The 12,673-nt window shown below is 64.3% G+C and carries 9 protein-coding genes; 2 read left to right on the top strand and 7 right to left on the bottom strand.

Annotated elements, in window-relative coordinates; genetic code table 11:
• Nucleotides 1-618 (top strand): DUF484 family protein (locus KF827_RS08825; RefSeq protein WP_291003590.1); only part of this gene is annotated, 618 nt, incomplete at its 5' end.
• The gene (locus KF827_RS08820) at nt 618-1,559 is read left to right on the top strand and encodes a tyrosine recombinase XerC (protein ID WP_291003587.1); all 942 of its coding nucleotides are present in this window, start codon (nt 618-620) and stop codon (nt 1,557-1,559) included. The genes KF827_RS08825 and KF827_RS08820, both read left to right, overlap by 1 nt.
• Before the next feature lie 152 nt (nt 1,560-1,711).
• Here the strand turns inward: KF827_RS08820 and mutL are convergent, their stop codons facing one another.
• The 7 genes from mutL to ileS all read right to left on the bottom strand — a co-directional run bounded on the left by mutL (nt 1,712) and on the right by ileS (nt 12,535).
• The gene (mutL, locus tag KF827_RS08815) at nt 1,712-3,556 is read right to left on the bottom strand and encodes a DNA mismatch repair endonuclease MutL (RefSeq protein ID WP_291003585.1); all 1,845 of its coding nucleotides are present in this window, start codon (nt 3,554-3,556) and stop codon (nt 1,712-1,714) included.
• A complete protein-coding gene (locus tag KF827_RS08810) occupies nt 3,556-4,869 on the bottom strand; it encodes a pitrilysin family protein (RefSeq protein WP_291003582.1) in 1,314 nt (437 codons plus the stop codon). The genes mutL and KF827_RS08810 overlap by 1 nt, the downstream gene beginning before the upstream one ends.
• On the bottom strand, nt 4,866-6,227 hold the full coding sequence (locus KF827_RS08805) for a pitrilysin family protein (RefSeq protein WP_291003579.1): 1,362 nt from the start codon (nt 6,225-6,227) through the stop codon (nt 4,866-4,868). Before KF827_RS08805 ends, KF827_RS08810 begins: the two co-directional genes overlap by 4 nt.
• A gap of 92 nt (nt 6,228-6,319) precedes the next feature.
• Nucleotides 6,320-6,934: a DUF3035 domain-containing protein gene (locus KF827_RS08800; protein WP_291003576.1), complete on the bottom strand. Its 615-nt coding sequence runs from the start codon at nt 6,932-6,934 to the stop codon at nt 6,320-6,322.
• Nucleotides 6,935-7,013: 79 nt separating this feature from the next.
• Nucleotides 7,014-8,963, bottom strand: coding sequence for an ATP-binding protein (locus tag KF827_RS08795; RefSeq protein ID WP_291003573.1), 1,950 nt, complete (start codon nt 8,961-8,963; stop codon nt 7,014-7,016).
• A 183-nt stretch (nt 8,964-9,146) separates the two neighbouring features.
• Entirely contained in the window at nt 9,147-9,707 is a 561-nt protein-coding gene (lspA, locus tag KF827_RS08790) for a signal peptidase II (RefSeq protein WP_367273130.1), read from the bottom strand.
• Nucleotides 9,707-12,535, bottom strand: coding sequence for an isoleucine--tRNA ligase (gene ileS / locus KF827_RS08785; RefSeq protein WP_291003570.1), 2,829 nt, complete (start codon nt 12,533-12,535; stop codon nt 9,707-9,709). Before ileS ends, lspA begins: the two co-directional genes overlap by 1 nt.
• Nucleotides 12,536-12,673: the final 138 nt, after the last annotated feature.

Raw genomic sequence — 12,673 nt, 5'->3', positions numbered from 1 at the left:
GATCTCTTCGCCCGTCTGCTGCCGCCCGACCAGATGGCGGGCGGCGGCAACGTGGTCGATTTGCAGAAATTCATGGTGCAGCGCCTGCAAGGCGAATTGCACCGCGCCAACGGCCTGCGCGATGCATTGCTGGATGCCGGCCGGCAGAATATGAGCATCACCGCGCGCGCCCACGAAGCCGTGCTGCTGCTGCTGGATGCCGAGAATTTCGAGCACATGGTGCATATCGCCACCCAGGATTGGACCGACCTGCTGGATGTGGATGCGATCAGCCTGTGCGTGGAAGGCGACCCGGCGCGGATCGGCGGCATTGTCAGCGGCGGCGTGTTCATCCTGCCGCCGGGCAGCATCGACGATCTGCTGGGCCCAGGCCAGGCCACCCGGCTGCGCCCGGAAAGCGGCCAGGCACCGAAGCTTTACGGCCCAGCCGCCGAACTGGTGAAATCCGACGCACTGGCCCGCCTCACCTTCGGCCGCGGCGCGCCCATCGGCCTACTGGCGCTGGGTGCGCGCGAACCCGGTAAATTCGATCCCGGCCATGGCACCGAATTGCTGCTGTTTCTGGCGCAGGTGCTGGAACGCGCCGTGCGGCGCTGGCTGCAATTGCCCAAGCCGTAATGACCGCGCCCTTCTTTCTGGCCGCCGACGATGCCCAGCGCGCAGCGCAGGATTGGTATGACTGGCTGGCGAAAGAAAAACGTTATTCCGCCCATACCCTGCGCGCCTATGGCCAGGATATCGCCGCCTATTTTACGTTTCTGGCCGAACATCTGGGCGGCCCGGCCGGCCTGGCCGATCTGAACACTCTGCGGCAGGCCGATTTCCGCGCCTATCTCAATCGCCGGCGCCAGCAAGGCTTGAGCGGCACCTCGCTGGCCCGCGCACTCAGCGCGTTGCGCGGCTTTCATAAAAGGCTGAACCGCGATGGCTTATGCGACAATGCCGCCATCAGCCTGCTGCGCACGCCGAAACGGCCGCACAGCCTGCCCAAACCCCTCGCCATGCAAGCTGCGCTGGACGTGATAGATCAGGCCGAGGCTGCGCGCGACGAGCCCTGGCAGCAGGCGCGCGATGCCGCCATCCTGCTGCTGCTCTATGGTGCCGGCCTGCGGCTTGGCGAAGCCCTCGGCCTGAATGGCCGCGACAAACCGAAAGGCGATAGCCTTACCGTTACCGGCAAGGGCAACAAGCAGCGCATCCTGCCGATTCTGCCGGTGGTGCGCGCCGCCATCGACGATTATGCCAAGCTTTGCCCCTACGCCATCACCGCCGAGGGGCCGCTGTTTTTCGGCGCGCGCGGCAAACGGCTCAATCCGGCCATCGTGCAAAAGGCGATGCGCGATGCGCGCCGCGCCCTAATGCTGCCGGAAACCGCCACGCCGCATGCGCTGCGGCATTCCTTCGCCACCCATCTGCTGGCCGATGGCGGCGACCTGCGCACGATCCAGGAATTGCTGGGCCATGCCTCGCTATCCACAACGCAGCGCTATACCGATGTGGATGCGGAAAGCCTGCTGCGGGTTTACGCCAACGCGCATCCGCGCAACGCGGCGGCCTGATACGATTATAGTCGCTAAATGCGCCCCAAGCCGTCACCACCGGGCTTGTCCCGGTGGTCCATGGTTCAACGGCGTTGCTCCGTCGGGCATGGACCCTCGCAACAAGTGCGAGGGTGACGAATGTAAAAGAAACCGGCTGCCGAAATACGTTTTCAGCGCCGGCCGAACAGCTTTTCGATATCGCCGAGCTGCAATTCCACGTAAGTGGGCCGACCATGGTTGCATTGGCCGGAATGCGGCGTGGCTTCCATCTGGCGCAGCAGGGCATTCATCTCGTCCACGCCGAGGCGGCGGCCGGCGCGCACACTGCCATGGCAGGCCATGGTGCCGCACACCTCCTCCAGCTTTTCCTTCAGCGAAAGCGCGGCATCGTATTCCGCCAGATCGTCGGCCAGGTCGCGCACCAGGCCCTTCACATCGCCATCGCCCAGCAGGGCCGGCACTTCACGTACCAGCACCGCGCCATCGCCGAAGGCTTCCAGCACCAGGCCAAGTTCGGCCAGTTCATCGGCACGCGCGGCCACGCGCGCGGCTTCGGCGGGGTTGAGTTCGATCACCTCGGGTAGCAGCAAAGCCTGCCGCGGCACACCGCCTGCGGCCAGATGCTGTTTCATCCGCTCATAGACCAGGCGTTCGTGGGCAGCATGCTGATCCACGATCACGATGCCATTCTCGGTCTGCGCCACGATATAGGTGGCATGCAACTGCGCCCGCGCCGCGCCCAATGGGTAAGCCTGCAAGGGCGCTTCCGCCGCCGGGATTTCCGCACGCGCCTGCGGCTGCAAACCGGTCGGCCCGGCATATGGTTCCGGCGCATGATAGTAACGCACCGCATCGGCCAGCGCGCCGTCAGAAAGGACCGGGCTATAGCGTTCGATCTCCGGCCGATAAGGCGCAGGATTGCCGCGCGCGAAAGGCAACGCCATGCTGGGTGCGGATTGCGGTTTCAACGCACCCAGCGCGCCCTGCGCCACCGTGGTGGAGGCGCGATGCCCGGCCTCGGCCAACGCATGGCGCAAGCCGCCCACGATCAGGCCGCGCACCAGGCCGGGATCGCGGAAACGCACTTCCGCCTTGGCCGGATGCACATTCACATCCACCTGTTCGGCTGGCAGATCGAGAAACAGCGCCACCACCGGATGCCGATCATGGCCCAGAAAATCCGCATAAGCGCCGCGCACTGCGCCGACGAACAGCTTGTCGCGCACCGGACGGCCATTCACGAACAGGAACTGATGCTGCGCATTGCCGCGATTATAGGTGGGCAGCCCGGCATGGCCGCTCAGGCGAATGCCCTCGCGCTCGGCATTGATCGCCACCGCATTGTCGGAAAAATCACGGCCCAGAATCTGCGCCAGCCGGCGCAGCCGCCGGCCTTCGGGATCGAGTTCGGCCTGCGCGGCATCGGCGCGGAACACCGAACGGCCATCATCGGTGAGGCTGAAAGCCACATCGGGATGCGCCATCGCCAGGCGACGCAGGATCTCGGCCACCGCCATCGCTTCAGTGCGTTCGGATTTCAGGAATTTCAGCCGCGCCGGCACGGCATAAAACAGGTCGCGCACTTCCACCTTGGTGCCGTATCCCGCTGCCGCCGGGCGCACCTGGCCAACCCGTCCGCCCTCTACATCCAGTTGCGCGCCGCTATCGGCGCCATGCTGGCGGGTGGTCAGGCTGAGCCGGCTCACCGCGCCGATCGACGGCAAGGCCTCGCCGCGAAAACCCAGCCAGCGGATATCCAGCAGATCCTCGCCGGGCAATTTGGAGGTGGCATGGCGTTCCACGGCAACCGGCAGATCTTCCGGCGCCATGCCGATGCCATCATCGGCCACCGCGATCAGGCCGCGCCCGCCATTGGTGATAGTGACATCAATCCGCCTGGCGCCGGCATCCAGCGCATTTTCCACAAGTTCCTTCACTGCCGAAGCCGGCCGCTCCACCACCTCGCCGGCGGCGATGCGGTTGACCAGCGTTTCAGGCAGGCGCCGGATGGTCATCAGCCGTCGATCCCCGCCGGCTTGCCGACAACCACGACCAGCAGGTCGCCGCTGGCAAACAGACGTTGCGCCACGCGGCGGATATCCTCGATCCGCACCGCCTCGATATATTCGGCATACCGGTCGATATAATCCGGCCCCAGATTGCTGGCCTGCATGGCGGCCAGCATACCGGCGATTGCGCCGTTCGATGTCAGCCGCAGCGGAAACGAGCCGGTAAGATAGGCCTTGGCGTCGGCCAGTTCCTGATCGGTGATGCCTTCCTGGGCGATGCGCGCGAAAGCCTCGCGCACCAGGGCCAAAGCCTGCCCGGCCTGATCGTTGCGAGTGGAAAGCGAGCCCATGAACAGGCCCGCCGACAGCATCGGATGCAATTGCGTGCCCACCGAATAGACCAGTCCGCGCTTCTCGCGGATCTCTTCGGTGAGGCGCGAATTGAAACCGCCGCCGCCCAGCACGTAATTCAGCACGGTGGCGACATAATAATCCGGATCGTCGCGCAGCAGCCCCGGTCCGCCGAACACCACCATGCTCTGTGGATTGTCATAAGACACGATCAGCGGCTTGGCTGTGGTTTTCGGCACGATCACCGGCGGCTGCACCAGGCTGCTTTCCGCCGGCAGCTTGCCGAAGCTGGCATCCAGCAATTTGCGCAATTCATCGGGCGAGATATCGCCCACCACGCCGATCACCAGATTCTTGCGGGCCAGCACGGCGCGGCTATAGGCGGCGAAATCGGCGCGCTGCAGATTGGGCAGGCTCTCCAGCGTAGGGCTGCTTTCGCGGCCATAGGCGTGATTGGGAAAAGCCGTGGCCAGAAAACGGCGGTTCACCATGCTGCCGGGATTGTTCAGCGCGCGGCGCGCGGCGGCTTCGGCCTGCGCCTTCACCCGGGCGATCGGCTCATCGTCGAAGCGCGGCGCGGTGAGCGCCTGCGCAAGCAGATCGAAAGCGCGTTGGCGCTGGTCGTTCAGCACGCGCAGGCTGAGGCTGAGATAATCGCGGCTGGCATCGAAATCCAGCGATATGGCGCCATCCCGCAAAGCGCTTTGGAAAGCTTCCGCATCCAAATCGCCGGCACCCTCGGTAAGCAGGTCGGCAGCCAGGGCGGCACGGCCCTGCTGGCCTTCGGGATCGCTGGCGGTGCCGCCGCGCCACATCGCCTGCAGAGCCAGCATGGGAATCTTCGGCTCGCGTACCAGCCAGGCCTCGATGCCGCTGGCGCTGGTCACACGCTCGATACGCGGCCCGGCAAAGGCGATGCCGGGCAACAGCAGCACCAGCAGAAAGAAAACACGCAAAGCCTGCTTCATTGCGCCGTCTCCTGCTTCTTGGCATCCGCCTGCTTTTCTTCCGGCAGCAGATGGCCGGTCACCGAGCGGCGTTTGTCCAACACAGAGCGCGCGGCGGCCAACACCTGTTCGCGGGTAACGGCACGCACCAGGTTGGGCCAATCCTCCACCGCGTCCACGCTCAGGCCGGTGGTGAGCGCGGCGCCAAAGGTTTGCGCGGCGCCGAACAGGCTGTCGCGCGCGAAGATGGCGCCGGCCCGCATCACATTCTTGGCCTGGGCCAGCTCGAATTCGCTGACGCCCTCTGCTAGCAGGTCGGCCAGCACGGCATCCAGCGCGGTTTCCACCTCTTCGATGCTGCGGCCCGGCTTGGGCGAGGCAGAAAGATTGAACGTGGTTTGATCCAGCGCCAACGATTGGTAATAGCTGCCGGCACCGGCCGCCGGGCCATCGCCCGCCACCAACCGACGATGTAGCCGACCGGTGGAATTGCTGAGGATTTCAGACAGCACCGAAAGCGGCACGGAATGCTGTTTTTCGCCGGCCGTGCGGCTGGGCGCCAGATAGCTGCGGCTGAGCGAAGGCTGCGTCACCCGCGCATCGCGCATCACCAACCGGCGCTCGGCCAGTTGCGGCGGTTCTTGCGGGCGCAGGCGCGGCGGCACCGGCCGCATGGGGATCAGGCCGTAATGCTTTTCCGCCAGGGATTTCAGTTCCGCCGGGCTGACATCGCCGGCCACGATCAGGATGGCGTTGTTGGGCGCATAATGGGTGCGATAGAAGGCCATCGCCTTTTCCAGATTCAGCGCCTTGATCTCATGCGCCCAACCGATGATCGGCCGGCCATAGGGATGCGAGAGATATTGCGCGGCATCCAGCTGCTCGCCGAATTGCGCACGCGGCGAATTGTCGGTACGGCTCAAGCGCTCTTCCAGCACCACCTGCAATTCCGGCCGCGCATCGGCTTCGCTCACGGTGAGGCGATGCATCCGTTCGGCTTCCATGCGCATCACCAGATCCAGCCGGTCGCGCGCCACGGTCTGGAAATAGCCGGTATAATCGGCCGAGGTGAAGGCATTGTCGCGGCCGCCCTGGCGCGCCACGATCTTGGAGAATTCGCCTGATGGCACATTGGGCGTGCCCTTGAACATCAGATGCTCAAGGTAATGCGCCACGCCGCTTTCGCCCGGCATCTCGTCGGCAGCGCCCACGCGATACCACACCATGTGCTGAACCACCGGGGCGCGATGATCCTCGATCAGCACCACATCCAGGCCATTGCCGAGTGTGAAGCGGGTGGGATTGAACACCTGGGCGGCGGCAGGCATGCCGGCAAACGCGGCAAGCAGCGACAGGCAGGCCATAAGCAGCAGGCGCACGGAACCCCCTGGTTTCAAGATCGCTTCAACACAAGATCGCGTAAACAATGGGGCGCAGGCCGCGCAAGGCAAGCGCAGCATCGCAACGGCGCTTAGAACAGGCCTTCCAGCAGGCCGCGTTCGCGCCGCTTGATGGTGGGCACATCGCCCTTGGTGGGGCTTTCGCCGCGGGCGGTATTCTCACGCAGCCGCTGCTGCTCGCGCGCCGGATCAACCACCGTGGCGGTGGGATCGGGGTTGTTCTGCCAGTTCACCAGGCGATTGACAAAGCTGCTGTCGCGCTCGGCCAACTGGGTGAATTCCTCGTTCACCTTGCGGCGGATATCGGGATCGGCGTTGGTGGCGCGGGCCTGCTGCAGCAACACCTGCTCGCCGGCGCTGCGCTGCACCTGCTGCTGCGGCGCATTGCGGGCCAACGGGCCAAGCTGACCGGCAGCTTCGCCACGGCCGCCACTGGCCAGGGCAGCCTGGGCACGTTCGCGCGCCGATACTTCCTGCGGCCGTGTCGCACCCGGCTCGGGCGGACGCAGGCCGAATTCCGGCGGCATCACCAACGGCGCCTTGGTAACCACGGCAAATTCATCCGGGGCCTTCTTGTTGAGGCCGGCCATTTCGCGGGCGCTGTCGCAGCCGGCAAGGGCAAGCGGCGAGGCCAGCAAAAGCGCCAAAATGGCCGAAGGGCGCGCGGCGCGGTTCGGTCGAGTCATGGCGTAGAATCCTCTCAAGCAACGGCAGGACCAGTAATATCGTCGGCCAGCGCGCAAGATACAAGAGGGGGCAGCCCGCTCAGGCGGCCGGAACCACCCGGCTTTCGGCGGAAAACCGGGCAATGGCCACGGTGCCCCGGCCGGGTTCGGAGCGGATTTCCACATCCCCGCCATGCTGGCGCATGAATTTGCGGCTGATCGCCAGCCCCAGGCCGGTGCCCTCGCTGCTGCGACGGATGCTGGAATCCCCCTGCCAGAACGGCTCGAAAATCTTTTCCACATGTTCGGGCGGAATGCCGATGCCGGTATCGCGCACGCTCAGCACCACCTCGCCGCCGGCTTCCTGCCGGGCGGTGATATCCACATGGCCGCCGGCCGGGGTGAACTTGATGGCATTGGACAGCAGGTTGAGCAGCACCTGCTTCACCGCCCGGCGATCCACCAGCAGATGCGGCAGTGAATCCGGCACCACATCGCAATTGAGATGCAGCCCGGCCTCGCGCGCGCGGCCCTTCACGATGGTGATGCAATCCTCCACCAGTTCCACCGGATCGGTTTCCTCCAGGCTCAGTTCATAGCGCCCGGCCTCGATCTTCGACATATCGAGAATATCGTTGATCACATTCAGCAGATGCCGGGCGCTGAGTGCGATATCCTGGGCGTAATCGAAATACTTCTCCGATGAATTGCCCCACATGCGCTGCACGATCAGTTCGGCGAAACCGATCACCGCATTCAGCGGGGTGCGCAATTCATGGCTCATATTGGCCAGGAATTCGCTTTTGGCGCGGTTGGCGGCAATGGCATGCTCGCGTTCGCGCCGCAAACTATCGGCCAGGCGCTCAAGATCGCCGGCCTGCACGCGCAACTGCGCATTGGCGGCATCCAGCGCCTGTTCGGCACGGCGCCGGGTTGTGATGTCGGTGGCGATGGTGAGCAGGCCGTAAAGCCGGCCTTCATCGTCGAACATCGGTACCTTGCCCAGCAGGGAGGCGCATTCCTCGCCGCGCGGATCGCGAAAGCGCATTTCATAGCCCAGGATCGGCTTGCGGCTTTGCAGCACTTCGCGGTCGTGCCGCAACGATTCCGCCCGGAAAGCCTCGCGTTCATCCTCGGCAATGCCAGGCAGCTCCGCCTGCTGCATGCTCTGGCCACGCTCCTCGCCTTCCGGCAGACCGAAAAACTTCGCCGCCGCGCGGTTGAGCAGCAGATACCGCAGCGAACGGTCTTTCAACGTAATCCGCGCCGGCAGGTTATCCAGCACGGTGCGTAGCAAAACGCGCTCGCGGTCGCGTTGCGCCAGATGGCCGGCAGAAGCCGCCAGGATGCCGTTGGCACGCTCCACCATCAGGCCGAATTCGTCGTCGGCATGGCCCGGCGGCGGCTGCATGTTGCGCCCGCCCGGCTTGCCGGGATCCACCTGGCCCAATTGCTGTACCAGCGCCACCAGCGGCCGCGTCAGCGTGAAATAGAACAGCACCATCATCAGCAGCGCGAAGGCGAAATTGCGCACCAGGCCGGTGCCGAACACCACCCAGATGCGCTCCCAGATGCTATGCGCCAGCAAGTCGTCGTCCACCGCCACGCGGATTTCGCCCACCAGTTCGTTGCCGCGCGTGGCATGCAGCGGACGCATGCGAATATCGCCTTTGCCATTGCCCATATCCTTGGCCGCCTGGCGCAGCCAATCCGGCACCCAGCCGGTTTCCGCCTGTTCGATCGGGCGTTCCTCGAAGGCCATGCGGCGGCCGTAATTATCGTAAATCTCGGCCTGCTGGATCGGACGGTAAAGCAGCAGGCCGCGCACCACGCGGGCGGCCAGTTGCTCATCCAGCGCATAGGCGGCCTGGGCGGCGGGCTCGTAGAGCATATCCATCACCTGCGCCACCGTGGCATCGCGGTTGCGCAATTCGGCACGGATATCCAGCACCACCTGAAAGAGCGAAGAAATCAGCCCGAGCAACAATGCGGCAAGTACGGTTACCTTGAGTTGCTTTACGGACAATCGGCGATGCCAGGCGATTTTCATCGCAACACCCAGCCATGTGGCGACACCGCCATCAACACAGCGCCCCCCTCACTCCCGGCCCCGCTTGGCTCATTCCTGGCCCCGCCTGGCCGGTCGCCCAGCCTAACTCGCGCACCCCGTGCTTTAGAGTTGTAATTCTGCCACCAATCGCCACCCGCCGCAACTAAACCGACAGTTCGGCTTTCAGTTGGGCTGAGAATCGCCAGAGTTAGGCTTGCCCGGAGCGGACTGGCCCGGAGCGGACTGGCCCGGAGTGGACTGGCCCGGAGTGGACTGGCCCGGAGCGGATCGAAAGGAATCGATCAGCAACAGGAATACGCCGGCCACGATGGCGCCATCGGCGAAGTTGAAAGCCGGCCAATGCCAGCCGGCGACGTGAAAGTCGAAAAAGTCGGCCACCGCACCCAGCCGGATGCGATCCACGATATTGCCTAACGCGCCGCCGATAACCCCACCCAGCGCCAGCGCCAGCACGCGCCCTTCGGCACGCCACAGCCAGATCATCAGCCACAGCACAATGGCAGCGGTGACCAGGATCAGAATCCAGCGCCGGCCAGGATCATCGCTGCTGAACAAGCCGAAACTGACCCCGCGATTCCACACCATCACCAGATTGAAAAACGAGGTCAGCTCGATGCCGCCAGGATTGGCCGCCAGCAGGCCGATCAGCCAATCCTTGGTAAGCTGATCGGCGGCCAGCACCAACAGGGCCAGCAAACCGCCGATCTTATGCTCCATGGTCATCAAGCCACGGCCTCGACGCAGCGGAAGCACAAATCCTCATGCCCGGCCCGCTTGCCCACTTCTGGCAACACCTGCCAGCAGCGCTCGCATTTATGGCCCTCGGCCAGCGCCGGCAACACGGCGATGCCCTTGGCATCCTCCAGCCGGAAGGCCTCGGCCGGGCCCTCGCCCACCTCCACCGTGATCGACGAGGTGATGCAGGTCTCGGCGAAATCGATGCCCTGCAAAGCGGCCTGATCCTCGGCGGTGATGAACACTTTGGGCGCGGCCTGCAGGCTGGCGCCGATGCGCTTCTCGGCGCGTTCGATCTCCAGCGCGCCGGTGACGACGCGGCGCACCCGACGCACCCGCTCCCATTTCGCACCCAGCGCCGGGTCTAGCCAGGCCTCCGGCAATGCCTCCCACTCCTCGCGGTGCACACTGCCTTCCGCCGAGGGATAGCGGGCAAGCCAGGCTTCTTCCGCCGTGTAGCAGATGATCGGCGCAAGCCATTTCACCAGGCAGTTGAACAGATGATCCAGCACGGTGCGGGCGGCCCGGCGGCGGATGCTGCCCGGCGCGTCGCAATACAGCGCATCCTTGCGGATATCGAAATAGAAGCCCGACAAATCCACCGCGCAGAAATTATACAGCGCCACATACATGCGATGGAAATCGTATTCCTCGCAGCTTTCGCGCACCGTCTTGCCCAATTCGGCCAGGCGATGCAGCACCCAACGCTCCAGTTCCGGCATCTCGGCATGGGGCAGCCGCTCGGCTTCCTGGAAACCGGCCAGATTGCCCAGCAGATAGCGGATCGTGTTGCGCAGGCGGCGATAGGCATCCACCTGGGCCTGGATGATCTTCGGGCCGACGCTCAGATCGTCGTTGTAATTGGCGGACGCCACCCAAAGCCGCAGGATATCGGCGCCGGATTGCTTGATCACATCCTGCGGCTCGACGGAATTGCCGAGCGACTTGGACATCTTGCGGCCCTTTTCGTCCAGCAAAAAGCCATGGGTGAGCACCGCATCGTAAGGCGCGCGGCCGCGCGTGCCGCAGCTTTCCAGCAGCGAGGAATGGAACCAGCCGCGATGCTGATCCGAGCCCTCCAGATACAGCGAGGCCGGCCATTTCAGATCGGGGCGCTGTTCCAGCACGAAGCTATGCGTGGAGCCGGAATCGAACCAGACATCGAGAATATCCGTCACCATACGCCATTCATCGGCCTTGTATTTGCCACCGAGGAAATCCGCCGGCTGGGCGGTGAACCAGGCATCGGCGCCGGCCTGCATGCAGGCGGCCACGATGCGCTCGTTCACCTCCGGGTCGCGCAGCAATTCGCCGGTTTCCTTGTTCTCGAACACCGCGATCGGCACGCCCCAAGCGCGCTGGCGGCTGATCACCCAATCCGGTCGCTGCTCGATCATCGCATACAGCCGGTTGCGGCCCTGCGGCGGATAGAAAGCCGTGGCGTCGATGGCCGCCAGCGCCTTCTTGCGCAACTCGTTGGTGGTCATCGAGATGAACCATTGCGGCGTGTTGCGGAAGATCAGCGGTGCCTTGGAGCGCCAGGAATGCGGATATTGATGGCGCAGCCGGCCGCGGCCAAGCAGCGCGCCGGCTTCCGTCATCACCGCGATCACGCGGCTATTCGCATCGGCTTCCTTGCCGGCATCGTCCAACACGCGGGCCGGATTGTCGCCGCCGAAAACCGGCACATGCTTGAAGTAACGCCCATCGGCATCCACCGTATGCGGCACCTCGATGCCATTGGCGCTGCCGAGATTGTAGTCATCCGCGCCATGGCCCGGCGCGATATGCACGAAGCCGGTGCCGGCATCCATGGTGACGAAATCGCCATGCAGCACCGGCACGTCGAAGGTATAGCCCTGGGCATGCAGCGGATGCGCGCAGATCGTGCCGAGGATATCGGCGCCGCTGAACACACCAAGCTGCGTCACGCTTTCCAGCGTACAGGCCTTGGCCACCGTCTCGGCCAAATCCTTTGCCACCAAGATTTCATCGCCCGCTTTCGCCAGCGACTTTTCGCCCACCGCATCCACGCGCAGCCGCACATAGTCTGCGTCCTTGGAAAGCGCGATGGCGCGGTTGCCCGGCAGGGTCCAGGGCGTGGTGGTCCAGATCACGATGCTGGCGCCGGCCAAAGCCGGATTGCTGGGCTTGAGCACCGGGAATTTCACGAACACGGTATGGGAGGTGTGTTCGTGATATTCCACTTCCGCCTCAGCCAAAGCGGTGCGCTCGACGATCGACCACATCACCGGCTTGGAGCCCTTGAACAGGCCGCCATTCATCAGGAATTTGTGGATTTCGCGCACGATCTGGGCTTCGGCATCGAAGCTCATCGTGGTGTAGGGCCGCTTCCAGTCGCCGATCACGCCCAGCCGCTTGAATTCCTCGCGCTGCACGCCGATCCAGTGATCGGCGAAATCGCGGCATTCCTTGCGGAATTCGTCGATCGGCACATCGTCCTTGTTCTTGCCCGCGAAGCGATACTTCTCCTCGATCTTCCATTCGATCGGCAGGCCGTGGCAATCCCAGCCCGGCACGTAATTGGCGTCATAGCCCATCATCTGCCGCGAGCGGTTGATGGTATCCTTGAGGATCTTGTTCAGCGCATGGCCGAGATGCAGGTTGCCGTTGGCATAGGGAGGGCCATCGTGCAGCACGAATTTTTCGCGCCCCTGGGAATCCTTGCGCAGCAATTCGTAGAGGCCGATCTTTTCCCAGCGTGCCAGGATTTCCGGTTCCTTGGCCGGCAACCCGGCCTTCATCGGAAAATCGGTGGCCGGCAGAAAAACGGTGTCGCGGTAATCCTTGCTCATGGTCTTGGCCTGCAATGTTCGGAAATGAGCCATCCGGCGGGATGGCGAGAAGGGCGAATACGGCTCTGGTCCCGGCCCGTCAGCGGCGGGCCGGGCGGATAATTCGCGACCCGGAAATCAGGCGTATCGGAAGCTGCC

Source organism: Ferrovibrio sp., assembly GCF_019636075.1.
Lineage (GTDB): Bacteria > Pseudomonadota > Alphaproteobacteria > Ferrovibrionales > Ferrovibrionaceae > Ferrovibrio.
This window is presented reverse-complemented; position numbering and strand designations above follow the sequence as displayed.